This is a genomic window from Actinomadura sp. B10D3 (assembly GCF_039871695.1).
Taxonomy (GTDB): domain Bacteria; phylum Actinomycetota; class Actinomycetes; order Streptosporangiales; family Streptosporangiaceae; genus Spirillospora; species Spirillospora madurae.
Window position 1 is genome coordinate 15,991 of record NZ_JBDPLY010000047.1, and the last position, 24,486, is coordinate 40,476.

Annotated in this window: 25 protein-coding genes, 1 tRNA gene and 1 pseudogene; 8 read left to right on the top strand and 19 right to left on the bottom strand. The window is 71.9% G+C overall.

Annotated elements, in window-relative coordinates; genetic code table 11:
* Positions 1-13: 13 nt before the first annotated feature.
* Genes ABGB11_RS40295 through ABGB11_RS40315 form a run of 5 tightly spaced genes read right to left on the bottom strand, consistent with a single transcriptional unit; the run spans position 14 to position 6,959 of the window.
* On the bottom strand, positions 14-1,765 hold the full coding sequence (locus tag ABGB11_RS40295) for a hydantoinase B/oxoprolinase family protein (RefSeq protein WP_347640853.1): 1,752 nt from the start codon (positions 1,763-1,765) through the stop codon (positions 14-16).
* 2 nt (positions 1,766-1,767) lie between these two features.
* On the bottom strand, positions 1,768-3,855 hold the full coding sequence (locus tag ABGB11_RS40300; RefSeq protein ID WP_347640854.1) for a hydantoinase/oxoprolinase family protein: 2,088 nt from the start codon (positions 3,853-3,855) through the stop codon (positions 1,768-1,770).
* Between the two features lie 35 nt (positions 3,856-3,890).
* Positions 3,891-4,868, bottom strand: coding sequence for an alpha-ketoacid dehydrogenase subunit beta (locus ABGB11_RS40305; RefSeq protein WP_347640855.1), 978 nt, complete (start codon positions 4,866-4,868; stop codon positions 3,891-3,893).
* Positions 4,861-5,901: a thiamine pyrophosphate-dependent dehydrogenase E1 component subunit alpha gene (locus ABGB11_RS40310; RefSeq protein ID WP_347640856.1), complete on the bottom strand. Its 1,041-nt coding sequence runs from the start codon at positions 5,899-5,901 to the stop codon at positions 4,861-4,863. The genes ABGB11_RS40305 and ABGB11_RS40310 overlap by 8 nt, the downstream gene beginning before the upstream one ends.
* Before the next feature lie 11 nt (positions 5,902-5,912).
* Positions 5,913-6,959: a hypothetical protein gene (locus ABGB11_RS40315; RefSeq protein ID WP_347640857.1), complete on the bottom strand. Its 1,047-nt coding sequence runs from the start codon at positions 6,957-6,959 to the stop codon at positions 5,913-5,915.
* A gap of 199 nt (positions 6,960-7,158) precedes the next feature.
* Here ABGB11_RS40315 and ABGB11_RS40320 point away from each other — a divergent pair, with 199 nt between their 5' ends.
* Positions 7,159-8,064, top strand: a complete 906-nt coding sequence (locus ABGB11_RS40320) for a CocE/NonD family hydrolase (protein ID WP_347640858.1) — start codon at positions 7,159-7,161, stop codon at positions 8,062-8,064.
* Here the strand turns inward: ABGB11_RS40320 and ABGB11_RS40325 are convergent.
* Entirely contained in the window at positions 8,048-9,136 is a 1,089-nt protein-coding gene (locus ABGB11_RS40325) for a helix-turn-helix domain-containing protein (RefSeq protein ID WP_347640859.1), read from the bottom strand. The genes ABGB11_RS40320 and ABGB11_RS40325 overlap by 17 nt on opposite strands.
* Positions 9,137-9,240: 104 nt before the next feature.
* A complete protein-coding gene (locus ABGB11_RS40330; protein ID WP_347640860.1) occupies positions 9,241-9,615 on the bottom strand; it encodes a helix-turn-helix domain-containing protein in 375 nt (124 codons plus the stop codon).
* Here ABGB11_RS40330 and ABGB11_RS40335 point away from each other — a divergent pair.
* Positions 9,595-10,005: a hypothetical protein gene (locus ABGB11_RS40335; RefSeq protein ID WP_347640861.1), complete on the top strand. Its 411-nt coding sequence runs from the start codon at positions 9,595-9,597 to the stop codon at positions 10,003-10,005. The two genes, ABGB11_RS40330 and ABGB11_RS40335, sit on opposite strands and share 21 nt — an antisense overlap.
* Before the next feature lie 58 nt (positions 10,006-10,063).
* On the opposite strand, the pseudogene ABGB11_RS40340 reads toward ABGB11_RS40335, so the two are convergent.
* Positions 10,064-10,300: pseudogene (locus tag ABGB11_RS40340) on the bottom strand (SAM-dependent methyltransferase); the annotation flags it as partial.
* 114 nt (positions 10,301-10,414) lie between these two features.
* On the opposite strand from ABGB11_RS40340, the gene ABGB11_RS40345 reads away from it, so the two are divergent.
* On the top strand, positions 10,415-10,870 hold the full coding sequence (locus ABGB11_RS40345) for a MarR family transcriptional regulator (protein ID WP_347640862.1): 456 nt from the start codon (positions 10,415-10,417) through the stop codon (positions 10,868-10,870).
* Here ABGB11_RS40345 and ABGB11_RS40350 read toward each other — a convergent pair.
* Together ABGB11_RS40350 and ABGB11_RS40355 are read right to left on the bottom strand one after the other, a co-directional pair.
* A complete protein-coding gene (locus ABGB11_RS40350; RefSeq protein WP_347640863.1) occupies positions 10,867-11,142 on the bottom strand; it encodes a hypothetical protein in 276 nt (91 codons plus the stop codon). The genes ABGB11_RS40345 and ABGB11_RS40350 overlap by 4 nt on opposite strands.
* Positions 11,135-12,112 carry an adenylate/guanylate cyclase domain-containing protein gene (locus tag ABGB11_RS40355; protein WP_347640864.1) on the bottom strand — a complete coding sequence of 326 codons (978 nt, stop codon included), beginning with the start codon at positions 12,110-12,112 and terminating at the stop codon, positions 11,135-11,137. The genes ABGB11_RS40350 and ABGB11_RS40355 overlap by 8 nt, the downstream gene beginning before the upstream one ends.
* A gap of 62 nt (positions 12,113-12,174) precedes the next feature.
* On the opposite strand from ABGB11_RS40355, the gene ABGB11_RS40360 reads away from it, so the two are divergent.
* A complete protein-coding gene (locus ABGB11_RS40360; protein WP_347640865.1) occupies positions 12,175-12,945 on the top strand; it encodes a MerR family transcriptional regulator in 771 nt (256 codons plus the stop codon).
* Positions 12,946-12,949: 4 nt separating this feature from the next.
* Here the strand turns inward: ABGB11_RS40360 and ABGB11_RS40365 are convergent, their stop codons facing one another.
* From ABGB11_RS40365 to ABGB11_RS40375, 3 genes are all read right to left on the bottom strand, one after another.
* On the bottom strand, positions 12,950-14,551 hold the full coding sequence (locus tag ABGB11_RS40365; protein WP_347640866.1) for a sigma-70 family RNA polymerase sigma factor: 1,602 nt from the start codon (positions 14,549-14,551) through the stop codon (positions 12,950-12,952).
* A 206-nt stretch (positions 14,552-14,757) separates the two neighbouring features.
* Positions 14,758-16,380, bottom strand: a complete 1,623-nt coding sequence (locus ABGB11_RS40370) for a long-chain fatty acid--CoA ligase (RefSeq protein ID WP_347640867.1) — start codon at positions 16,378-16,380, stop codon at positions 14,758-14,760.
* Between the two features lie 201 nt (positions 16,381-16,581).
* Positions 16,582-17,061, bottom strand: a complete 480-nt coding sequence (locus ABGB11_RS40375; protein WP_347640868.1) for a SigE family RNA polymerase sigma factor — start codon at positions 17,059-17,061, stop codon at positions 16,582-16,584.
* A 278-nt stretch (positions 17,062-17,339) separates the two neighbouring features.
* Here ABGB11_RS40375 and ABGB11_RS40380 point away from each other — a divergent pair, with 278 nt between their 5' ends.
* Together ABGB11_RS40380 and ABGB11_RS40385 are read left to right on the top strand one after the other, a co-directional pair.
* A complete protein-coding gene (locus ABGB11_RS40380; RefSeq protein WP_347640869.1) occupies positions 17,340-18,278 on the top strand; it encodes a hypothetical protein in 939 nt (312 codons plus the stop codon).
* A complete protein-coding gene (locus tag ABGB11_RS40385; protein WP_347640870.1) occupies positions 18,272-19,087 on the top strand; it encodes a MauE/DoxX family redox-associated membrane protein in 816 nt (271 codons plus the stop codon). Before ABGB11_RS40380 ends, ABGB11_RS40385 begins: the two co-directional genes overlap by 7 nt.
* A 53-nt stretch (positions 19,088-19,140) precedes the next feature.
* On the opposite strand, the gene ABGB11_RS40390 is transcribed toward ABGB11_RS40385, so the two are convergent.
* From ABGB11_RS40390 to ABGB11_RS40400, 3 genes are all read right to left on the bottom strand, one after another.
* On the bottom strand, positions 19,141-19,302 hold the full coding sequence (locus ABGB11_RS40390) for a hypothetical protein (RefSeq protein ID WP_347640871.1): 162 nt from the start codon (positions 19,300-19,302) through the stop codon (positions 19,141-19,143).
* A 249-nt stretch (positions 19,303-19,551) separates the two neighbouring features.
* Positions 19,552-20,745: an ATP-binding protein gene (locus tag ABGB11_RS40395; RefSeq protein ID WP_347640873.1), complete on the bottom strand. Its 1,194-nt coding sequence runs from the start codon at positions 20,743-20,745 to the stop codon at positions 19,552-19,554.
* A 287-nt stretch (positions 20,746-21,032) separates the two neighbouring features.
* A complete protein-coding gene (locus tag ABGB11_RS40400; protein WP_347640874.1) occupies positions 21,033-22,043 on the bottom strand; it encodes a pirin family protein in 1,011 nt (336 codons plus the stop codon).
* Between the two features lie 141 nt (positions 22,044-22,184).
* Between ABGB11_RS40400 and ABGB11_RS40405 the strand changes: the two genes are divergently transcribed.
* Positions 22,185-22,643 (top strand): MarR family transcriptional regulator, encoded by a 459-nt coding sequence (locus ABGB11_RS40405; RefSeq protein ID WP_347640876.1) that lies wholly within the window; start codon positions 22,185-22,187, stop codon positions 22,641-22,643.
* On the opposite strand, the gene ABGB11_RS40410 is transcribed toward ABGB11_RS40405, so the two are convergent.
* The gene (locus ABGB11_RS40410) at positions 22,640-23,062 is read right to left on the bottom strand and encodes a hypothetical protein (protein ID WP_347640878.1); all 423 of its coding nucleotides are present in this window, start codon (positions 23,060-23,062) and stop codon (positions 22,640-22,642) included. The genes ABGB11_RS40405 and ABGB11_RS40410 overlap by 4 nt on opposite strands.
* A gap of 153 nt (positions 23,063-23,215) precedes the next feature.
* Between ABGB11_RS40410 and ABGB11_RS40415 the strand changes: the two genes are divergently transcribed.
* Positions 23,216-23,965, top strand: coding sequence for a M15 family metallopeptidase (locus ABGB11_RS40415; protein ID WP_347640880.1), 750 nt, complete (start codon positions 23,216-23,218; stop codon positions 23,963-23,965).
* 3 nt (positions 23,966-23,968) lie between these two features.
* On the opposite strand, the gene ABGB11_RS40420 is transcribed toward ABGB11_RS40415, so the two are convergent.
* A complete protein-coding gene (locus ABGB11_RS40420) occupies positions 23,969-24,133 on the bottom strand; it encodes a hypothetical protein (protein WP_347640882.1) in 165 nt (54 codons plus the stop codon).
* Positions 24,134-24,355: 222 nt separating this feature from the next.
* Positions 24,356-24,444, bottom strand: a tRNA-Ser gene (locus ABGB11_RS40425).
* Positions 24,445-24,486: the final 42 nt, after the last annotated feature.

Sequence of the window (24,486 nt, forward strand, 5' to 3'; positions counted from 1 at the left end):
CGGGCCTCGGCGGCTAGGACGCGGAGCCCGCGCGCAGCCGCGCGGTCTCCGCCTCGTCGATCGACAGGTCCGCGCGCAGCGCGACGCCGTAGACGTCGCGGGCGCGCCCGGCGCTGATCCACCCCTCCCGCACGTCGTCGCGGACCCGTTCCGGTTCCCGGTCCGCGGGCGGCCCGTACCCCCCGCCTCCCGCGGTGATCGACACGATGCGCTCGCCGTCCGCCAGCTCGACCAGGCCCTGGGACGGCAGGACGGTCAGCCGGCCCGACCGGTCGCGGCGCTCGTGCCGGGTGAGGCCGCCCGCGAGCCCGCCGCGCACGCCGAGCGCGGGGTGGACCGCGCCGTCGGACCCGTAGGCCACCGTCATCGACGTGCCGACCGGCCCGTACTCGACCGCCGCCGACGGCGCACCGCGGAACCGGCCCGCGCCCTCGGTGTCCGGGACGAGCCGCTGCCGCTCCACACGGATCGGGTGCGTCATCTCGGCGATCTCCACGCTGTCGCGGCGGAGCATTCCGGCGCAGCCCACATGGAAGATCGTCAGCCAGGCGTCGGTCCACGGCGTGGCGGCCCCGCCGGTGACGGCGAGGAAGATCTGGTTGACGAACGGCCTGCCGCCCGCCCTCGGGTCGGTGCCGGACACCACCGCCGCCGCCGCGGGGATGACGGCCCCGCACTCGGCGAGCCCGATGCCCTCGGCCAGCTCCGCCATGCCGCGCTGCACCGCGTTGGTGACCCGGTCGGCCAGATTGGTGGTCGCCGCCGAGCAGCTGTGCGGGTGGGCCGGGATGCCCACCGCGCACCCGTCCCGCAGTTCGACGCTGACACGGCGCAGGCTCCCGGCGTTCGGCGGGACGTCCTCGCCGATGGAGTTGAAGACGCCGATCAGGGCCGCCGTGGCGGCGGTCGACTCGGTGAGGTTCAGGCCGTTCGGCAGGCAGTCGACGTTGTCGGTGAGATCGATGGCGATCTCCTGCTCCTCCGGCCGCACGTCGATGTCGATCTTGATGTCGACGCCCTCGGGGATCCCGGGGAAGGGGTCGTGCCGGGTGGTCAGGGTGAGCCGTCCGGCGGGCAGCCCGGCGATGGCCGCCCGCATGCGGCCCTCGCTGTAGGCCAGCCACTCGTCCACGAACTCCTGGAGGACGTCCCAGCCGAGCTCCTCGCCCAGCTCCGTGATCCGGCGCTCGCCCAGGCGCACCGCGCCGAGGAGCGCGAGGTAGTCGCCCCACCACTGCTCGGGCACCCGGACCCGCAGCCGCAGCATGCGCAGGATGTCGTCGTTGTCCTGGTAGTCGGTCTGGACGCGGCAGGCGTCGAACAGGAGGGTGCCCTCCTCGTAGACGTCCCGGGCGCCGGCCATGTAGGTCGTCGGCTGGGAGTTGCCGCAGTCGGCCTGGTGGGCCTTGGCGAGGACGGAGAACCGGTGGACGCCGTCGTCGTCGACGACCGGCACCAGCATCGCGTGGTCGGCGGCGTGCGAGTTGCCGTTGTACGGCGAGTTGTGCAGGTACGCGTCGCCGCGCCGCATCTCGGGGTGGAAGTGCAGGACGGCCTTCGAGATCAGGTCGGGCCCGCTCATCATGTGGATGGGCAGGCTCTCGGCGCCCATCACCAGCTCGTGGTCGGCGCTCACGATGCAGCAGGAGAAGTCGTGCGCGCTGTTGAGGACCCCCGACCGGCTGGAGCGGAAGACGGTGTTCATCATGCCTTCCACGACCACGTTCAGGCGGTTGCTGATCACCGCCATGCGGACGCCGTCCATCGTCACTTCCCCCCTCGCTCGGCCGGGGCGGCGGGCGCCCCGGGTACGACATGGATCGTTCCGCTGCCGCGGCGGGTGAACGCGGCGCCGTCGTCGATGACGATCGTGGTGGTCGCCGACTCGACGACCGCCGGCCCTCGCAACTCCGCGCCGACGGGGACCGCGTCCAGCCGCCAGACGTCCGCCCGGACCAGCCCGGTGCCGGGCAGGTAGACGTCGCGCTCCCGTCGCACGCCGTCGTTCGTCACGGCCTCGGGCAGGACGGGATCGGTGATGCGGCAGCGCGCCTTGGCGTGCCAGCTCTCGAACTCGATCGGCGAGCCGGGGTCGTCGACCGCGAAGGCGTCCCGGTGGACTTCGTGGAAGGCCTTCTTCAGCCGTTCGAGCCCTTCGCCGTCCAGGGAGCCCTGCTCGCCGAGCTGCACTTCCAGCTCCCAGACCTGGCTCGGGTACCGCGCCTCGACGGAGAACTCGACGGACGTCTCGACCGCCCCCGCGCCGGGGCCGTCGACGAAGTCGCGGGCCTCGGCCGCCAGGTCCTCCAGGACCGCGTTGACGCCGGCGAAGTCGAACGCCTCCGAGGTGGTGCGGAAGGTCGTCTCGAAGCCGCGCGACAGCTCGGAGATCAGCGCCCCGGCCGCGCTGAGGGCCGGACCCATGACCGGGACGATGACCTCCCGGCAGCCGAGCCGGCGCGCGATCGCCACGGTGTTGAACCCGGCCGCCCCGCCGCCCCCGACGAGGACGGCCTGCGCCGGGTCAACGCCCTTCTGCCCGGTGATCTCCTCGATGGCGCCGACCATCCGCTCGGTCGCGAGCCGGTAGACGGCGCCCGCCGCCTCCAGCACGTCCAGCCCGAGCGGCTCGGCGATCTGCTCCCTGATCGCCGCGCGCGCCGCGTCCAGGTCGAGCGCCGAGCGCCCGCCCAGGAAGTAGCCGGGGTCCAGGTAGCCGAGGACGAGGCAGGCGTCGGTCATCGTGGGACGGGTACCGCCCCGCCCGTAGCAGACCGGGCCGGGAACGGCGCCGGCGCTCTGCGGGCCGACGTGCAGCAGCCCGCCCCCGTCCACCCAGGCGATGCTGCCGCCGCCCGCGCCGACGCTGCGCACGTCGACGGACGGGAAGCCGGTCATGTGGCCGCGGAACGGCTCGCCGATCCAGGACTCGCGCGTCCACGGGATCCGGCCGTTCCGGACGACGCTCACGTCGTAGCTGGTCCCGCCGGTGTCGGCGACGATCGCCATCGGGGCCGCGGCGTCCAGGTCGGCGAAGTAGCGCCCGGCCACCGGCGCCATCGCGGGGCCGGAGTTGAGCGAGTGGATCGGCGCCCGGGCCACGTCGTCGGCGTCCAGCGCCCCGCCCGCGGAGGTGACCATGAGCACCCGCCCGGTGAAGCCCGCGTCGCGCAGGCGGCCCTGCAGCCCGCTGATGTAGGCGGTCATGAGGGGTTTCAGCGAGGCGTCGATCGCGGTCGCCGACGCCCGGCGGTACTCGCGCACGCACGGGTTCACCTGGTGCGACAGCGTCACCGGCACGCCCGGCAGCAGCTCCTCCAGCAGCTCGCCCACGCGCAGCTCGTGGACCGGGTTGACGATCGACCACAGCAGGCAGACGGCGACCGCCTCGACGTCCTCCCGCCGCATCCGGTCGGCGAGGGCGGCCACCGCCGCCTCGTCCAGCTCCCGGACCACCTCCCCCTGAGCGCCGACGCGTTCGGGCACCTCGAACGTCAGGGAACGCGGGACGTAGGGCTCGGGGTAGGGCTGCCGCTGGTCGAAGATGTCGTGCCTGCCGCCCTCGCGCAGGAGCAGGACGTCCGGATGGCCCTCGGTGGTGAGGAACGCCGTGCGCGCGACCTTCTTCGTCAGGACGGCGTTCAACCCGCGGGTCGTGCCGTGGACGAGCATGCTCCCCCGGCCCAGCAGGTCGCGCCGCGAGCAGCCCCGCTCGGCGGCGGCGACGTCGAAGGCGTCGAGGATGCCCTGGACCGGGTCGGACGGGACGGTCGAGCTCTTGTGGACGCTCAGGTGGCCCTCGTCCTCGACGACGAGGTCGGTGAAGGTGCCACCGGTGTCGACTGCAAACCTCATGGTGCGTTCCTGCTCATAGGTCGCCGCGGCGACGATCAGTAGGTGGCGAGCTTGCGCAGCTCGGCGACGATGCGTTCGGTGGTGGGCACGACCTCGTCCTCCAGCGCGTGGCCGAATGGGATGGGCACGCGCTCGGCCCCGACGCGGACGACCGGCCCGTCCAGGCTCTCGAAGCAGTGCTCGCCGGCCCAGGCGGCCACCTCCCCGCCCCAGCCGCAGAACTCGACGGCCTCGTGGACCACGGCGAGCTTCCCCGTCCGCCGTAGCGACGCCTCGACCGACGCGGTGTCCAGGGGCCACAGGTAACGCAGGTCGATGACCTCGCACGCCACGTTCTCTGCGGCGAGTTCCTCCGCCGCCTGCACGCAGCGTTCGACCATCCGGCCGGCGGTCACGACGGTCAGGTCGTCCCCCGGCCGCACGACGCTCGCCGCGAACCCCTCGGGCCCGGTGCGGGTGTCGATGTCCCCCGACGTGCGGAAATACAGGTTCTTGCTTTCCAAGAAAATCACGGGATCGTCGGAACGTATAGCCTCCCGGAGCATCCAGTAGGCGTCCGACGGGTTGCTGGGCATCGCCACCACCAGCCCCGGGACGTGCGCGAACAGGCTTTCCAGGCTCTGCGAGTGCTGCGGGCCGTGGTTGGTCCCCCCGCCCCCCGGCATCCGGATGGTCAGCGGCACGCTGAACTGCCCGTTGCTCATGTAGCGGATCTTCGCCCCGAGGTTGACGATCTGGTCGAGCGCCAGCAGCACGAAGTCGGAGAACATGATCTCGACGACCGGCCGCATGCCCTCGGCCGCCGCCCCGATCGCGAAGCCCACCACGCCCGCCTCGGAGATCGGCGAGTCCAGCACCCGGTGCTCCCCGAACCGGTCGATCAGACCCTGGGTGACGGTGAACACCCCGCCCAGCGGCCCGACCTCCTCCCCCATGATCACGACGTTCTCGTCGGCTTCCATCTCGGCCTCCAAGGCGGCGCGGACCGCCTCGGCGTACTTGACCTCACGCATGGTTCTGCAGCTCCGGGGAGGTGTAGACGAACGACTTCGCCTCGGTCACGGGGGGCCGCGGCCCGGCCTCCGCGCGGGCCAGCGCCGCGTCGACGTCCGCGGCCACCTCAGCGTCGATCCGCGCGACCTGGTTGCCGGCGAAGCGCTCCAGCCTCGTCCGGAGGTTGGCCATCGGGTCGTTGAGCGCCATCCAGTCCCGGCCGGCCGACTTGGGCCGGTACCGGTAGTCGGGATCGGAGAGGCTGTGCGGCCGGACGCGGAACACCCCGCACTCCAGGAAGGCCGGTGATCCCGCCCGCACGTGCGCGACCAGCTCCCGGGCCGCCTGCGCGACGGCGATCACGTCCCGTCCGTCGACGTAGCGCGAGGTGATCCCGGCGCCCTCGACGGTGCGGGCGATGGTCCCCGGGGCGCCGAACAGGCGGTCGGACGGCATCGAGTGGGCCAGCCCGTTGTTCTCGCAGACGATCAGGCACGGGCTCTTCCAGAACCGCGCGAGCAGCAGCGTCTCGTGGGTGACGCCCTGCGCGAAGCCGCCGTCGCCGATGAACGCGACCGCGATGTCGTCGCCGCCCCGGCGCCTGCGGGCCCACGCCGCGCCGGCCGCCCACGGCAGCCCGCCCGCGACGATGGCGTTCTCGCCGAGGAACCCGCTGGCCCGGTGGTGCAGGTGCATCGAGCCGCCGCGTCCGCCGCTCACCCCGGCCGAGCGGCCGAACAGCTCGGCGAAGACGCCCTCGATCGGCACGCCCTTGGCGAGCGCGTGCCCGTGCCCGCGGTGCGTGCTGGTGACCATGTCACCGGCGCGCAGGGCCGAGCAGACGCCGACGGCCGCCGCCTCCTGTCCCAGCGAGGAATGGAACGAGCCCGACATGCGTCCGAGCCGGTGCATCTTCTCGATCTCCAGCTCCACGGCGCGCACGATCGACATGCCGCGGTAGAGCTCATGGGCGGAGGGAAGGTCCGCTTCACCGATCGGAAGGCCGCTGAAGGACCCTTCCGGGGGGTGCGGGGGCGACGCGATTTGGGTCATGGAAGCTCACTTCACCGAAACGGGTGGTTTTGCAGGTCGTGCCAGGCGGCGGCGACCGGCAGATCCTTCACGGTCCGCAGGCCGGGCGCCGCGTGCAGGACCCCGGGGATGCTGTTGACCAGCTGCGCCGAGGTGGCCGGAATGGCGTCCATGCCGGGCGACAGCGTGAGGTTCACGGTGTGCTGCCCGTCGATGGTCAGCTCGTCGACGGTCGCGAACCCGGCCTCCTCCGGCCGCAGGTGCAGGATCAGCTCGATCTCGATGAAGACGTCGCCGCCGACGTGCCCGACGGCCCGCTGGAGGAAGCCCTCCGTGCGCCCGGCGGCCACGTGCCCGTACCGGGTCGGGGCGGGGGTCGCGGCGACGAACGGCTCGAACACCTCCGACACCGGCGAGTCCAGCCACAGCCCGAGGCGCTCGCAGACGAGCTCGATCGACTCGGGGAACCCGACATGGCCGGCGATCGCGCCGGTCCGGTGGCCCTCGTCGAACTCCTCGGGGGTGTAGCCGATGCCCAGACGGCGGTGGATGTTCTCCCCGAAGCCGGACACGTCCACGGCGCGCCGCCCGCGGATCGAGCGCACGTCCCAGGACACGCCGGTCGCGGCCACGAGCAGCGAGTCGAACAGGAAGCCCGGGTTCACCCCGGTGCCGAGGACGGACGCGCCGCCCTTGCGCGCCGCGGCGTCGATCCGCGCCGCCGCCTCGGCGTAGCGGTTGAACGGGAACGCCAGCTCCTCGCAGGGGGAGACGACGTTGACGCCCGCCCACGCGCAGTCGGCGATGTCGTCCTCGGTCTCCTTCAGGAAGGAGCCCGTCGCGTAGACCATCACCTGCGGCGCCGCGGCCAGGACCTCCTCCATGTCGCCCACGACCGCGGGCCCGCCGGGGACGGAGGACCCGACGACCTCGTGGAGCGGGCGGCCCAGGGCCTCGGGCTCCTTGGTCGCCGCCCCGATGATCTCGAATCCTGTTCGGTGCTCCAGCAGCAGGCGGGCGGCCGCGCGGCCGATGCTGCCGAGCCCGCACAGGCCGATCCGGACCGGAGGGCCGTTCATGGTCGCCTCCTCTGTGCGATTCGTGAACATAGGTACGTATTATGAAAATCCGCCGCGCGCGTGTCAAGGGTGCGGCGGCTCGGCCATGACCCGGCAGGACGTCGGACGGCCCCGGTCGCCGGCCATGGGATATGTTCATCATTCGTACACATGACCGCATAGATCAAGAATGGTCCGCCCCGACGATCGAGGAGAAGGAATGCCAGAGCCGCAGGAGGTCACCGTCCCCAGCGAGGGCGAGCGCCTGAGCGGGCTGCTCTACCTGCCGGACGGCCCCGGCCCCCATCCCGCCGTGGTCCTCGCCGGCGGATGGTGCTACGTCAAGGAGGTGGCCCAGCCGCTGTTCGCCGAGGTCTTCGCGGAGGCGGGCCTGGCCGCCCTCGTCATCGACTACCGCCACTTCGGCGGCAGCACGGGCGAGCCGCGGCGCCACATCGACCCCTGGCGGCAGATCGAGGACTACCGCAACGCGGTCTCCTACCTCCAGGCCGACGACGCCATCGACGGGGACCGGATCGGGGCCTGGGGCATCTCCTACAGCGGCGGCCACGTCCTCATCCTGGGCGCGATCGACCCGCGCGTCCGTGCCGTGTGCTCGGTGGTCCCGGTCATCGACGGCTGGGACAACCTGCGCCTCTCCCATGGCACGGTGAGCTTCCGCGCCCTCCTGCGGGCCCTGGAGGAGGCGCGCACCACGCTCTTCCAGACCGGCGAGCACACCTACATCGACCATCAGCCCGTCGAGCTCGGCGCCGTCGGCACCTTCCCCTTCCCTGCCAGCCGCGGGACGTTCGCCCGCATCAGGGCGTCGGAGGCCCCGGCGTACGAGGGGAGCGCTACCGCCCGGTCGACCGAGATGCTCCTCGCCTACAGCGTCCGCCCCTTCCTCACCCGGCTCGTCGCCACCCCCACCCTCATGTGCGTCGCCGAGGGCGACGACCACACCCACTGGGACCTCGCCGCGGACGCGTTCGAGCAGATCCCCGGACCGCGGAAGAAGTTCCACGTCGTGCCCCGCTCCACGCACCTGACCCTCTACGAGGACGCCGACGTCCGGCGGCAGACGGCCGCCGTGGCCGCCCGATGGTTCATCGAGCACCTGTAACGAGGGCAGGCCGTCCGCCGCGGCCCGCCGGCCTCACGGGGGACGCCGGGCCGTCCGCCACCGGGCCGGCGAGGCGATGGGCCCGCAGGTCCGGACCACCGGCGGCGTCCGGGACCGGTTCCAGGGCCGCGGCGCGGCGGTATTCGCTGGGGCTGACGCCGTACCGGGCGCGGAACGACCGGCTGAGGGAGGACGCGTCCGGGAAGCCCCAGCGCGCGCCGATCTCGGCGATGGGGAGTCCGGCGAGCCGCGGGTCGCCGAGATCCTCGCAACATCGGTTCAGCCGCTCCTCCCGTACCCACCGGCCGAAGGTGGTGCCTTCGCGGGCGAACAGCCGGTGAAGCTGGCGCAGCGAGATGTTGTGGGCAGCGGCGACCTTCGGCGGTGCGAGCCGCGGATCGGACAGGTGCAGGCCGATGTAGAGCCGGACGCGGCGCAGCAGTTCCTCTCCCGGGGAGGCGGGCGGCCGCTCCACGCCGGAGACGGACGCGAGGGCGGTCGCGATGAGGTCGAGCGACATGCCGGCGAGCCGGTCCCCGGTCTCCGGGTCGAGGGTGTCCGCGACCTGCACGACGTTGAGGAGGAACGGCGTGACCAGCCGGCCGAGCGCAGAATCCATCGCGATCCGCCGGATGGTGACCGCTCTCGTCTCGATACCCCGGTCCTCGAGGGCCGTGCGCGGGAACTGCAGCACCAGGTGATCGAACTGGCGCCCCTGGAAGTCCACCCGGTAGGGGCGGGTGCTGTCGAACAGGGTCATGTCGCCGGGTGCGAGGATGGCCTGACGGCCGTCCTGTTGCGCGATGGTCCGGCCGTGCAGCTGCACGGCGAGCAGGCACTCGGGCTCTTCCAGGGACCGCAGGTGCCGGTTTCCGCGCTCGGCGGTCATCGGGTCGGTGAGGATGCGGGTCGCCTGGACGGGTCCGATGTCATGGTCGCGCACCTGGCCACGGAACGCCCCGCCGCCGGCCTGTGCGACATCGAGCTGGATGAAGGTTCTGCAGATGACCTCGTGCCAATAGGCGAGTCGCTCCTGCGGCGGGACCTGGTCGGTGGAGAACACCCGTCCCATGCCTTGACTTTAGGCTGGTCAGAGCGGGATTTACAAGACGTGTTCGTCGCTGCGGAGTGACTTTATTTAGCGATCTGCGCGGAGACTTTTGCCAAATGCAAGCATTATGGCAAAGCAGGTCCGGTGGGTCCCTGCGCGCCGGACCGGGTGCGGAAAGTGCGGCGGTAAGTGTCGGGAGGCACGCCGAGCGTCCGGTTGAAGTGGCGGCGCAGTGTCGTGGCGGTGCCCATGCCGGTGGACGCCGCGATGGCGTCGATACCGTCGTCGGTCTTCTCCAGTAGTTCTTGGGCGTGGCGGATCCGCTGGGTCAGCAGCCATCGCAACGGCGTGGTGCCGGTCACCGCCTTGAAATGGCGGCCCAGATGGCGGGAGCTCATCCGTGCCTGGCGGGCGAGGTCCTCCACGGTCAGCGGCTGGTCCAGCCGCTCGATCACCCAGGGGAGCAGGGCGGCGAGCGGGTGGTCGTCCTGGGCGGGCACCGGGGTGGGGACGAACTGGGCCTGCCCGCCGGCCCGGTGCGGCGGGACGACCAGGCGGCGGGCGACCGCGTTGGCGACCGACGAGCCGTGGTCGAGGCGGCCAGGGACATCTCGTCCCCGGACACGCCGGCGCCGACCGCAGTCGACGAGCGGGGACGGTCCGCGCAGACCTTCCTCGTCGACGTCGTCCTGCGGTCGGGGGGCGAGGAGCGGCGCGCAATGGCGAGCGGGCAGGACATCTACGCCGTCACCGCCCCGCTCGCCGTGGAAGCGGTCGACCGCGTCCTCACCGGGCGGACCCGCACCGCCGGCGTCGCCTCCGCGGGCGCGATCTTCGACGCCCCGGACTTCCTCCGCGCGCTGTCCCCGCACATCTCCACGGAGCTGTAGCGGCCGGTCGCCGCTAGGGCGTGCGGCTCCTGGTCCCGGCGGCCTCCGGCGCGGCGACGGTGGGCAGGCCCGTGCCGATGTCGAGGAAGTCCCGGACGCCCTCGTCCTGCGCGAGGTACCGGACGGCGCGGCCGATGAACGCGCGGTCGGCGATCGCCTGCTTCTTGATCTGCGGGTAGCTCTCCGCGATCCGGTCGCCCATCTCGCGGTCGATCGGATAGTTGTCCTTGCCGCCGATCCAGTGGTTCCAGATGCGGGCGGAGTGCGGAACCGAGTCGTCGATGCCGGCGGCCATGGCGAGATCCTAACGAGCCGTCCGGCGGCCATGTAGATCTCTGTCCAAGATCGGCCGCATTCCGCCCGGTTTCGATTGCGGGCAACTCAATCGGCGCAAACGTAGACTGGGGGCATGACAGGAACGCTCGACGACCACCTGAAGCTGGACGCGCAGGTCTGCTTCGCGCTGCACGCGACGTCGCGGGCGTTCGACGCGCTCTACCGCACCGTCCTGCGCGACCTGGGCCTCACCTACCCGCAGTACCTGGCGATGCTCGTCCTCTGGGAGACCGACGGGCTCACCGTCAAGCGGCTGGGCGAGCGCCTCCGCCTCGACTCCGGCACCCTGTCACCGCTGCTCAAGCGGCTGGAGGCCGCCGGGCTGGTGGAGCGCCGCCGGAGCCGGGAGGACGAGCGCTCGGTCTCGGTGCACCTCACCGGCGAGGGCGCCGCCCTGCGGACGCGGGCGCTGGACGTGCCGCGGCGGATGCTCGGCTCGACCGGCCTCAGCCCGGCCGAGCTGGCCGACCTGCGCGGCACCCTGCAGCGCATGACCGAGCACCTCGACGCGGCCACCGCGGCCGCCTAGCCCCGGCGGCGCCCGTCCCGGAAGGCCCGCTCCGCGGCGGCGTGCCACCAGCCGGGCGGGGACGGGCCGACCCGGCGCGACAGCGGCTGGTCGGGATGCAGCCCGAGCCGCCGCAGGGCGTCCGCCCGCACCCGGACCATGAACCAGCCGCGCCAGTGGCCGTCGTCGCCCGGCCCGCAGACGAGGTCGATGACGATGTCATCGTTCTCGAACGGCATCCAGTCGATGCCGCGCGCCGCGAACCAGCGGTTCGTCCATGCGACCTCATCCACCGTTGCGACGCAGAAGGTACGGCTTGACCCGGCCCAGCCCCTGGAGAGGACGAGGGCGCAGACCGGAGATGTCATACCCGCCGGACGGCAGGGCCGAGACAAGGCCGGAGTCGGCCAGGACCGTTCCCGGGTAGGCGGTGGAGGTCAGGCGGGCGGCCAGGTTGACCGGGGTGCCGAAGACGTCGCCCAGCCGCTGGATGACCTCGCCGTACGCGAGCCCCACCCGCACCTTCGGGCCGTCGGGCTCGCCGAACCGCTCCGCGATGCGCAGCCCGATCTCGGCGGCGGCGGACGGGTCGGACGCGACGAACAGCACCTCGTCCCCGAGCGTCTTCACCACCCGGCCGCCCTGGTCGGCGACGATCTCCGCGGCGGACGCCTCGAAGCTCTCGACGAACGCGGCCAGCGCCTCCCCGTTCAGGCGGCGGCTCAGCCGGGTGAACGACACCACGTCGGCGAACCCGACGGCGAGCTGCGCGATGCCCGCCGCGGGGTCGGACCGCGCGGACGCCGTCGTCGCCGCGGCGCGCATCCCGGCGGCGGTGAGCTGGCGGCGCCAGCCGTGCAGCAGCAGCCGCTCGAACGCCGGGCGCAGCTCCTCGGTCGCGGCGAGCGCCGCGGTGACCACCTCGGGCGTGATCGGCTCGCCGGACGGCTCCTCCCCGAGCCGCTGCAACCAGACGTCGCCGAGCCAGCTCGCCAGCCGCCCCATCGTCTGCCCGACGGCGCGGGCGAGCTGCAGGACCATGTCCTCGTTCACCATCGCGTGGCCGAGCAGGTCGCGGATCTCGCGGAGCGCGGCCACGTCGCCGTCGGTGAAGGCCACCTCGTCGTCGGGCGGCGCCGGGAATCCGAGCGCCTGCCAGATGCGGCGCGCGTACTCGTCCGGGACGCCCGAGAGGTCCTCGACCTCCGTGCGCGTGTAGCGCAGGGGCCCGCCGAGGAGGGTCTCCTCGATGTCGTCCGCCATGCGCCGACCCTATGTGCCATCGATCAATGTCACAATGGTGCGGGGGTAAGATCACGCCTGTCATGAGCGAGTACCGGATCGACGAGCTGGCGCGGCTGGCCGGCAGCACGGTGCGCAACATCCGCGCGTACCAGGACCGCGGGCTGCTGCCGCCGCCCCGCCTCGCCGGCCGGGTCGGCCTGTACGACGACTCGCACCTGGCGCGGCTCCGGCTGATCGGCAACCTGCTCGGCCGCGGCTACACGTTCGCGATCATCAAGGACCTGCTGTCCGCGTGGGAGACCGGCAAGGACGTCGGCGACGTCCTCGGGCTGGAGAAGGTCCTCACCGACCCGTGGTCGGACGAGATCCCCGGCACCGCCACCTACGAGGAGCTCGTCGAGAAGTTCGGCACCGGGCTGGACGAGGACGAGGTCGCCCGGATGGTCGAGCGCACCGTCGAGCTCGGCCTGATCGAACCGGACGGGGAGGCGTTCCGGGTGCCGAGCCCGCGGCTGCTGCACGTCGGCGCGGAGCTCGTCGCCGCGGGCATCCCGCTCGGCGCCGTCCTCGACATCGCCGGGCAGATCCGCGACGACTGCGACGTCATCGCCGGCCGGTTCGTCGGCCTCGTCGAGGAGCACGTGTTCGACCGGCTGAAGGAGCAGCCCGTCCCGGACGGCGACGAGATCCGCGAGATCGCCGCCGTGGTGCGCCGGATGCGGCCCCTCGTGAAGATGGTCGTCGAGCCGTTCATCGCGCGGGCGATGGAGGCCCGCGTCCAGGCCTCGCTCGGCGAGCACCTGGAGACGATCCGGGACCACCTGGGGGAGCGGCCCGCCGCGGACGGCTGAGCCGTCACAGGATCGACGCGCCCCAGAGCACCTTCACCTCATGCGACGCGCCCTCGGAGTCGGTGAACGTGATCGTCCCCTGGCCGGGCAGGCCGATCAGCGCCGTCCGCAGGGTGAGCGTCAGCCGCATCCTGCCGTCCTCCTGCATCCCGCCCTGCGTATCGGACAGGATCAGCTGGTTGGACGACGTCATCGCCGTCCACGTCACCGGACCGCTCTCCGCCGCCAGGTCGACCTTCGCCGTCTTCGTCCCGTACAGCTCCACCTTCTCCGGGTTCACCACGAGGACCCCGGGCTTCTCGGGCGGATTCGTCGGCTGCGGCTGGGACGGCGACGCCTCCTGCGACTGCCCCGGCCCGCCACCGGTCTGCGGGTTCGGCGGCGGCTGGGCGGGACGCCCCTGCGCGCCGCCGCCCGTGCCCTCCGGCCCCTCCTTGCCGCGGGACGGGCCGTCGTGCGGCTTCTCTTGCGTGATCGACGGCTGCGGATGCGTGCGGAACGGCGGCCACGACAGCGTGTTCCCGCTGATGCCGGGCCCCATCACGAACACCGCGACCAGGGCGGCGGCCAGCGCGCCCGCCATCCCTCCCCCGGTGAACAGCCACCGGCGGGTGAACGGCGACGGCACGTCCGGCTGGCTCGGCAGGCCGGACGGGGTGAGCGTCCCGCCGCGCGCCGCGATGTCGGCGCGGTAGCCGGCCAGCTCGGGGTCCGTCGCGGTGTGCATGACGCGGTGCCGCAGCGCCGCCGGCAGGATCGGCGCGGGCGCCCGGCGCAGCAGCGCGGCGGCGGTCACCCGGGCCCGGCGCCGGCAGCCGGCGCACCCGGCGGCGTGCAGCTCGGCGGACGGGTCGGCGGGGGAGTCCTCCCCGCGCCGCCGGAACGCGCGCCTGCGCCCCCTGCCCTCCGCCTTCTCCGGTACGGGCGGCTCCTCGTCCCGCACCACCGCGCCCCGGGCGGCGAGGACCGGGATCGCCGTGGCCGGGACCTCCTCCTCCGGACGGCCCTCGGCGCACGCGCGCCCGGCACGGTCCAGCTCCCGCTGGAGCGCGGCCTCCAGCTCCGCCCGTCCCCTGCGCACCCGCATCGCGGCCCGCCGCGCCGACAGGCCGAGCGTCGCGCCGAGCCGGGCGGGGCGCAGCCCGTGCCGGAACGCCAGGAGCACGACCTCCTGGTCGACCGGCGCCAGCCGGGCCAGGGACCCGCGCAGCAGCTCGTGCAGCTCCTCCGCCGGCGGCCACTCCGGCACCGGGCCGTCCGGTTCGGCACGGTCCAGAAACGGCGTCTCGGAGAACTCGGCGTCCCGGTCCCAGAACAGCACCTTCGCGCGGCCCCGCCGGACGCACCGCCGCCGCGCCGCACCGTAAAGCCAGGAACTCAGGTACAGGTGATCGCGCATACGAGGTGCGCGGCGGCAGGCGTCGATGAACGTGTCGTGCACGATGTCGGCGGCGGTTTTCCCGTCTCCCGACATCGACAGTGCGTAATCGTAAAGGCGCTCACCGTACTCGTCATAGAGTGCGGCCAGCGCAGCCTCGTCGCCGTCACTCAGCCCTTTGACCAGCGTGCGGTCGGCTGAGTGCGCAGAGGTCGACAACCTGGGCATTCACGCTCCCGGCAGCGGCATGCGGGGCCGGCCCCACTGAGGGCCATCCGGACATTCAGCCCACCTTGGATACACCCGCGAACCCCATCCGCACCACTCATCCACCGAAATCCCCTTTAAGGTAACACCTCGGAGAGAGTCGACATCTCTGAGTGACCACGAGCGGAATGACTCGGCGTCAGAATCCGGTCAGGGCCCCGCCGGGTTCAGTCGGCCCGCCGGACCTCCAGCTCACCGTCCGCGTACCTGCGGCGCAGCACCTTCTTGTCGAACTTGCCCACGCTCGTCTTGGGGACCTCGGGGATGAACGCCCACCGCTCCGGGAGCTGCCATTTCGCGATACGCCCTGCGAGAAACTCCTTCAGCTGCTCCGCCGAGACCTGCGCCCCGTCCCGGACGACCACCGACGCGAGCGGCCGCTCCTGCCACCGGTCGTCCGGCACCCCGACCACGGCCGCCTCGACCACGTCCGGGTGCGCCATCAGATGGTTCTCCAGCTCCACCGACGAGATCCACTCCCCGCCGGACTTGATCACGTCCTTCGCCCGGTCGGTCAGGATCAGGAAGCCGTCCGGCGACAGCGTCCCCACATCGCCCGTGCGCAGCCAGCCGTCGTGGAACTTCCCGGGGTCCTCGTCCAAGTGGTAGGCGCCGGTGATCCACGGCCCGCGGATCTCCACCTCCCCGACCGACTCTCCGTCGTTCGGCACCACGGCGTCGCCGTCCCCGACGATCCGCATCTCCAGCCCCGCGAGGACACGCCCCTGGGTGGCCCGCGCCCGCCAGGCGTCCTCGCCCTCCGCCTTCGGCGGCGGATGCGCGACCGTCGCGACCGGCGACGTCTCCGTCATCCCCCACGCCTGCACGATCCGCACACCGATCTCGTCGAACCCGCGCATCAGCGACTCGGGCACCGCCGACCCGCCGCACGGCACCAGCCGCAGCGAACTCAGGTCCGACCCGTGCTCCTTCGTGTGGCGCAGCACGTCCGCCCAGATCGTCGGCACCGCACCCGCCACCGTCGGACGCTCCGCCTCGATCATCCGGACGAGCGGCTCCGCCTGGAGGAACCGGTCGGGCATGACCAGCGACGCACCCGCCATCAGCGCCGCGTACGGCAGCCCCCACGCGTTCGCGTGGAACATCGGCACCACCGGCATCACGACATCGGACGCGCTCAGCCCCATCGCGTTCCCCGTGCACGTCGCCATCGAGTGCAGGTACGCCGACCGGTGCGAGTAAACGACACCCTTCGGGTTGCCGGTCGTCCCGCTCGTGTAGCACATCGCGGCGGCCCAGTCCTCGCCGACGTCCGGCCACTCGAACTCCGCGGGCGCCGCGGCGAGCAGCCCCTCGTAGTCGTGCAGCTCCTTGCCGGCCCCCTCCAGCGGCCCGGTGTCGCCCCCGCCGACCACGACCACGTGCCGGACCGTCTTCAGCTGCGGCAGCACCGGCGCCAGCAGCGGGATGAGCGACCCGTCCACGATGACCACCCGGTCCTCGGCGTGGTTCGCGATGTAGACGAGCTGGTCGGGGAACAGCCGCAGGTTCAGCGTGTGCAGGACCGCGCCCATCGACGGGACCGCGAGATACGCCTCCAGGTGCTCGGCGTTGTTCCACATGAACGTGGCGACCCGCTGGTCACCGTCCACCCCGAGCCCGCGCAGCGCCCCCGCCAGCCGAGCCGCCCGCTCCCCGACCTCGGCGTACGTCCGCCGCCGAGCCCCGCCCCCGGTCCACGTCGCGACCTCGGCCTCCCCGAAGACCCCGGCCCCGTACTTCATGATCGTCGTAATGGTCAGCGGAAAATCCTGCATGGTGCTGTACACGACACGCCTCCAGCCAAAACAGCCGCCTAAGCCGGATTCTCGCAGCGCCACCCCACCCTGACGACCCCCTGCAACCCACTAAGAAGACCCTCAGAGTGGTCCCCAGCACTGTGTTGGCCAGGGGGCTGCGCTCACCCAGAGGGGCGATCCCCCTGGGCTACAGGGCGGGTTCCAGGGGGTCGCCCTCCTGGGCTAACACAGCTAATACACCTCTCTTAGGCGGGCCATTGCTCTGGAGACCGTGGATTTGACCGTGCCTACGCTGACGCCCAGGACTTCGGCGATTTCTCGTTCGGACATGTCTTCGTAGTAGCGGAGCATGACGGCCAGGCGCTGGCGTTCGGGGAGGCGGCGGAGGGCGCGGGTGAGGGCGTCGCGCATCTCGCTGCGGTCGGTGTGGTCCTCGACGGGGCGGTCGGGGAGCTGGTCGGTCGGGTAGACGTCCAGTTTGCGGCGGCGCCACCAGGAGATCTGGGTGTTGACCATGGCGCGGCGGACGTAGCCGTCGACGGCGGAGCGGTCCTCGATGCGGTCCCAGGCCAGGTAGGTCTTGGCGAGGGCCGCCTGGAGGAGGTCTTCGGCTTCGGCGCGGTCGCTGGTCAGCTGGGTGGCGGCGCGGAGCAGCACGGGGCCGCGTTCCGCGACGTACGTCCGGAACTCCTCGTGCCGCGTCCCGTTCACCACCACCACCGGACCAGGGGTTGTGGAGCGCGCGCTCCCGGCCGTGCGCACTCCCGGTATTCACGACGATCCCAGGGCGATCGTAATTCTGGGTCTACAGGAACGATATTTCCGGGTCAACCAGTGCATAATCTTCAACCGAGGTAGATCAGACGTCCTCCGCAGGCTGACTTATGGCGACAAATCCGTCGACAGCCCAGTCATGGCCCGGCGACCCTTGACTCACTGTCCTAACACCGGTTGCCCAGCGTGACGATGATCGATTCCGGAGAGTCGCGATGTCGCCCACCCAGCGTCAGCGCCGCCGCGAGGCGGTGTTCGGTTCTGCTCCGCGTCCGGACGCGGAGCGTCCGCAGCGGGGGCTGAGCGGGGTCGTCCTGGACGCGAGCCCGCACCTGCTCGTGCTGCACGCGGACGGGGCGGAGGTACGCCTCGCGATGCGCGAGGACACGGCGGTCTGGTACGGCGGGCGCGGGGGCCCCGCCGCGCTGCGGCCGGGCCGTCCGGTGGTCGTCCGGAAGAGCTCGTCCGTCGCCGAGAAGGTATGGGTCGGCATCGGGCGGGTCGGGGGCACGATCCTGGCGTGCGGGCGGGACACCGTGGAGGTGGACATGGGCCCCCACCGGGGGCGCGCCCATGTGGCGATCCCCCCGCACGCCCGCGAGCGGGTGCTCGTCCGGCATCCGCGGCTGGAGCCCGGCTACCTGTTCGACGTGATCTGCGTCCGGTCGCCGGGCGGGCCGCAGGCGGTGCGGCCGGGCACGTCGCAGCCGGGGTACCGGGTGGACGACCTCACCGCGCCGGAGGCGGCGAAGCCCGTGCCGGACGTCCTGCACGGGACGGCGACCTGGTTCGGCACCACGGAGGGGGAGGTTCGGGACGGGGCGTCCTACCCGGCGGTCGACTCCGAGGGGGACGCCGGGGGATGCGCGGACGCCCCGTCCGCCTGCGTGCCGTTCCCGTACCTGTCGCTGGGCGGGGAGGTGACCGTCCGCAACGAGTGCCGGGGGCGGTCCGCGACCCTGCCGGTGATCGAGTGCGGGTGCGCGGCGGCGCGGTTCTGCGACCGGTGCGTGGAGTGCGCCGCGTCGCCGCGCGGCCGGATCGTCGAGCTGACGCCGGCCGCGTTCGCCGGGCTCGGCGGCGAGCTGGAGGCCGGCTGTTTCAACGCGGCCGTCCGGCCGCACGTGCCACGGGGGGTGGAAGCGGAATGGTGACGGCGTTCCAGAACACGCAGGTGCTGCTGCTGGCGGCGGTGCTGCTCGCCGCGTGCCTGGCGAAGCTGACGGTCCGGGAGCGGGCGGCGGACGTGCCGGACCACGTGCACGGCGTGCCGGTGCCCGCGGGGGCCGCCCGGCTGACGGCGCTGCGGCGCAGCCGGGGGATGACGGTCGGGCTCGGTGTGGGCGAGGGCCTGCTGGGGCTGGCGCTGCTGGTGACGTCGCACCTGTCGGTCCGGCTCGCGACGACGGTGGCCTTCGCCGCGGCGACGTGGGTCGTCGGCGAGCTGCGGGTGGGGCGGCCGGACGCCGGGTGCGGGTGTTTCGGCGCGCTGAGCAGCAAGAGGGTCGACCGCCGCAGCGTGCTGCGGGCCGTGCTGTTCACGTGCGCGGCGATCGCGTCGCTGGGCGCGCCGCTGGCCGGCGTGGACGTGCTCCGGGACGCCCAGGTGCAGGTGGGGCTGGTGTTCGCGCTGGAGCTGGCGCTGTTCGCGGCCCTGTCCCCCGAGCTGGCGGAGCTGGCCGGGCTCGGGCAGCGCGCGGCCGTCCCGTGCGAGCGGCGCCGCAGCCCGATGCGGGAGACGTACGCGACCCTCCACGCGAGCCCCGCGTGGGCCGAGCACGAGAACGTGATCGCGAGCGCCGTGCCGCTGGACGTGTGGCGGGAGGGCTGCTGGCGGTTCGTGGTCTTCCCGGCCCGGGTGGACGAGCGGGACGCGGAGATCGTGTTCGCGGTGTCGACCGCCGAACGCGACCGGGTCGTCCGGTCCGGGGTCGCGCGGCCCGTGGTCTCTGCGGCCGTCTAGCGGTTTCTTGGATACGTCCGATAACCGGTTAGACAGTCCTGCGATCGGGTGGATCACCAGTCGGCGCGGGACTCCTCGTCGGTCTCGGGACGCTGCGTTTCCTCGTCCTGTTCCTCCTGCATCGGTGGTTCGTCGTGCTCGGCGTCCCAGGCGATGTTCTCGTCCTCGCTGGTGAACTCGCTGTCCAGGTTCTGGCCGCGGAATCGGTCTGTCATGGTTCCCCCCGAGATGCGCGCCCGCTCACGGGCACCCGGGCGGGTCCTACCCCGGGTCACGAGTTCGACTCTCTACGTCTTTCTAGGAATTTCCCTAGAAAGACTTAGAGAAAAGCAGACGGCGGGCGAGTGGAATCTACGGCTTTCTAGGGTGGTCGCTAGAGAGCCGAATACTCACCGGACGACGGTGTTCGATGCAGCTTTCTACCGCTCTCTAGCTTTCTCGCTAGAGAGCTCGATGGGCGGTAGTCAGGCGGGCTGGGAGCGGAGGAACTTGCCGAAGTGCGGGACGGTGAACGCCACCAGGCCGCGCTCGGCGCTGTAGATGAGGCCCTTCTTGATGAGCCCGTCGCGGGCGGGAGACAGGCTGGACGGTTTGCGGCCCAGCTCGTCCGCGACGGACGCGGTGGGCACCGGGTCGTCGCCGAGCATGGCCATGGCGCGCATGTAGTCGCGCTCGGCGGGCGTGGCGCGCTCGTACCGGCTCCCGAAGAAGCCGACGGCGAGCTCGCTCTCCGCCTCGGGCGCGGCGACCTTGATGTCGTCGGCGGTGATCGGGGTGTCGGGCGCGACGTCCCAGACGACCTTCGCGTACGCCTGGACGAAGTAGGGGTAGCCGTCGGCCGCGCCGTACAGCGCGTCGAGGGCGTCCTTGGTGAAGGTGACGTCCTCGCGCTCGGCCGGGGCGAGCAGGGCGACGTCGGCCGACTCGCGGTCGAGCCGGTCGATGCGGGCGTACCGGAAGAGCCGCTCGGAGTAGGACTTGCTGGCGGACAGGACGGCCGGCAGGTGCGGCAGCCCCGCCCCCACCACGATCAGCGGGCCGCCGACCTGCGACAGCTCGTGGCACGCGGCGCACAGCGCGGACACGTCGTCGGCGGGGATGTCCTGCATCTCGTCGACGAACAGGGCGATGCCGACGCCGACGTCGGTGGCGACGGACGCGGCGTCCACGAACAGCTCGGTGAGGTCGATCTCCAGGTCGCCGGAGTCGGCGCGGCCCCGGGTGGCGGGCACGTCGATACCGGGCTGCCAGCGGTGCGCCCGCGCCTTGCCCTTGCCGGACGGCTCCGGCTCGGCCTGCGCGAACGCCTTGAGCACGCCGAGGAACTCCTCGATGCGGTCGGGCGCGCGGTGCCGGGGCGCCAGCTCCCGGACGGCGCGGTGCAGCGCCGAGGCGACCGGCCGCCGGATCGACTGGTCGGGCCGGGCCTCGATCTTGCCCGTCCCCCACAGCCGCTGGATGGCCATCGACCGGAACGCGTTGAGCAGCACGGTCTTGCCCACCCCGCGCAGCCCGGTGACGATCATGCTGCGCTCGGGACGGCCCCGGGCCACGCGTTCGAGCACGACCTCGAACTGCCGGAGCTCGCGGTCGCGGCCGGCCAGCTCGGGAGGGCGCTGCCCGGCGCCAGGGGCATAGGGATTGCGCACGGGGTCCACGCTCTCGGACTCTATGAGGCGATATAGCTGCGGCCGTAGATTTGCGTAGAAAACGCTGCGGCGTGTCGCGGGCCCCCGGCGCCGCCCGCAGCGCGCGGGAGCCTCGGCTCCCCTCATGGCCGTCGCCACCATGCCGCCTCCCCGGGCGAGCGCGTCCGAACATCGTCAGTCGAATCTCTGTTCGACTATTCGAACACACTAGCGCATGCCTTCTCCCCCCGTCACGCGAACCCGGCAAGGAGAACCCGGTCGCGGCACCACCACCGCGACCGGGAGCGCGGAACCGCTCAGGCGAGCGGTTCGTCCTCCGACGACCGGTGGGGCACCTTGTCGGCGGGGACCGTGCCCATGCGTCCGGCCTGGAAGTCCTCGAACGCCTGGATGATCTCGTCGCGCGTGTTCATCACGAACGGGCCGTACCGGGCGATCGGCTCGCGGATCGGCAGGCCGCCGAGGATGAGGATCTCCCACCCGTTCGCGCTGGCGAGCGGCTGGCCGCCGGCGGCGCGGACGACGATGCCGTCACCGTCGCCCTTGTGGTGGGAACCGGCGAGGACGGCCAGCTGCCCCTCGTCCAGGCCGGCCTCCTCGACGCCGACCGTCCCGCGCCCGGAGAGGACGTAGACCAGCGCGTTGAAGTCGTGCGGCCACGGCAGCGCGAGACGCGCACCGGGTGCCACGGTCGCGTGCAGGTAGTTGATCGGCGTGTAGGTGACGCCGGGGCCGTCATGACCGGCGACGGATCCGGCGATGACGCGGACGAGGGACGACCCGTCGTCGGACGCCAGCAGCTTGACGTCGCGGGCCTCGATGTCCTGGTAGCGCGGCGGGACCCACTTCTGGGCGCGCGGCAGGTTCACCCAGAGCTGTATGCCGTGGAACAGGCCGCCCTTGGCGACGAGTTCGGGCGGCGGCTGCTCGATGTGCTGGATGCCGGACGCGGCCGTCATCCACTGGGTGGCGCCGTCGGCGATGAGGCCGCCGCCGCCGGTGGGGTCCTGGTGCTGGAACGCCCCGTCGATGATGTAGGTGACGGTCTCGAACCCGCGGTGCGGATGCCACGGGGTGCCTTTCGCCTCGCCCGGCGCGTACTCGACGGCGCCCATGTGGTCGAGGAGCAGGAACGGGTCGGCCAGGGACAGGTCGATGCCCGGGAACGGGCGCCTGACCTCGAATCCCTCGCCTTCGAGCTGGCGTTTGGCGGTCACGACCTTCGCCACGCGGCGCCAGCCGGTGCCGCCCTCGGGCAGCAGCGGGAGGCGGGGCAGGGTCAGCGGGTCGGCGATCACGGCGGGCATCGGGCTCTCCCCTCGTTCGGGTCTGCCCTGGGCAACGTAGTTGATGCTTCAACTATTTCCGCGGGCGGATCCGCGGTGTCCTGATACCGTGACAATAGCCTGGCTTAGTTGAATCTTCAACATGTGTTCTATACTTCCGACATGAGCGAACCTCGCTGGCTCGATGCCGCCCAGCAGCGCGACTGGCGGGCGTATGTGGACGGCAGCGTCCGGCTCACCGAGGCCATGGACCGCGACCTGAAGACCAGGCACGGGCTGTCGGTGTCGGAGTACGAGATCCTCGTCCGGCTGTCGGAGGCTCCCGGCCGCCGGCTGCGGATGGCGGAGCTCGCCGAGAACGCCAGCCAGTCGCGCAGCCGCCTGTCGCACACCTGCTCCCGCCTGGAGAAGAAGGGCCTGGTCAAGCGGGACAGCTGCCCCAACGACAAGCGCGGCGTCTTCGCCCAGCTGACCGACGAGGGCTTCGCGACGCTCGAACGCGCCGCCCGCGACCACGTCGAGACGGTCCGGACGTTCTTCATCGACGTCATCGAGCCCGAGGACCTCGAAGCCATCGGGCGTGCGTTCAGCCTCGTGCGCAAGCGGCTCGGCCCCTCCTAGAGCGGCACGGTCACCCCGGTCAGGAAGCCGACGGACACCAGGGTCAGGAACGTCCAGGCGAGCATCATCCCGACGCCGAACGTTCGCCACCGCCCGCCGACCTTCCACACGAGCAGGCCGCCGAGCCCGAACGCCAGCACCAGCAGCGTGATGAACTGCGGCAGCAGGCTCGGCCGGCGGCTCATCATCAGCGGCGCGTACATCATCACGGCGTCGACGAACACGAACATGCCGAAGCCCGCCGCGAGCGCCTTGACGTCCCTGCCGAGGTACGCCCGCGCCCGCTCGGCGAGATCGTGCGCCTTGTCCGTCCGCAGCCGCGGCTGCGCGTGCGCCGCCGGCTCGACCTCCACGCTGTGCGCCACCGCGAAGATCTCGTCTTCGAGGCTTGGGAGGTCCCTCTCGTGAGACTCCGCCATCCCGGCTCCCTTGGGACCGGACGCCGCCGGACGCCATGCCCAACGGCAGGTAATCGATCACGGCCCGTCCGTCCCGGCCCCTTTCCGGCGGGCGCGCCTTCAAACGCACGGTAGCGAATCCTCGGCCCTCCGCCGACTGCGTATGCTGCAAAGATGCCAGGTAGAGGCACACGTCGAACCGCGACTTTCCTGACCGCGCTGCTGGCCGTGCCCATCGTCGCGGCCGGATGTGGCCGCGGCTCCGACGACGGGGGCGACGCCACCGCACCGCCCGCGACGCCGCCGACGGCGTCCGCCCCGTCCGCGGCCCCGCCCTCCCCGTCCCCGACGAAGCAGGGCTTCCAGGCGACCGTCAAGAAGGTGACCGCCAAGGACCTGAAGCACTCCTGGCGCAAGGGCTGCCCGGTGGCGCCGTCCGGGCTCCGCATGATCGAGATGACCTACTGGGGGATGGACGACAAGCCGCACACCGGCGGGCGCCTCGTCGTCAACGCCAGGGCGGCCGACGACCTCGTCAAGGTGTTCAAGAAGCTCTACACGATGCGCTACCCGATCAAGCGCATGGAGCCGGTCGACAAGTACAAGGGCAGCGACTTCGACTCCATCGAGGCCGACAACACCTCGGCGTTCAACTGCCGCCAGGCGACCGGGTCGAGCTCGTTCTCCCAGCACGCGTACGGCCTCGCGGTGGACATCAACCCGTGCGAGAACCCCTACGTCTACGCGGACGGGCGCACCGCCCACAAGGACTGCGCCAAGTACAAGAACCGAAAGAACGACGACCCGGGCGTCATCCACGCCGATGACAAGGTCGTCAAGGCGTTCGCCTCGATCGGCTGGGGATGGGGCGGCGAGTGGAGCGGCGCCAAGGACTACCAGCACTTCTCCGACTCGGGACGCTGAGCGTCACATCATCATGAGCGCGACCGCGAGGATCGCGACGACGGCGACCACGGCGACGATGCCCACGATCACGCCGACATTGGGGCCGGACTTCTCCGGCTGCGCCTGATTGGCGAAGTTCTGGAACTGGTGCGTCGTACCTGCCGGATCCTGCGGTGTCTGCGACATGCCGAAGAGGGTAACGGATGCCTTCCGCCCCAGACGGACCGTTTCGTCACGCACACCCCCACACCCACCCCCGAACCCCAGCTCCCGGGAATGGCACGAATCAACCCCTTTGGGGCTTGAAGCTCAGCCGGGGTTACGGGCAGGCGCGCGGAGCAAGCGCAGCACGCATGCCCTGCGTCGTGACGGGGGGTTCCAGGGGGGCGCTCCCCCTGGGAAACACAGCGGAGAGTGTGGGATTCGAACCCACGAGGACTGTCCCCAGCCCTGGGCGCTTTCAAGGCGCCTGCACTAGTCCACTATGCGAACTCTCCTGGTGACCATCGCCAACGATAGCGGGCGCACCCTGGTCCTTC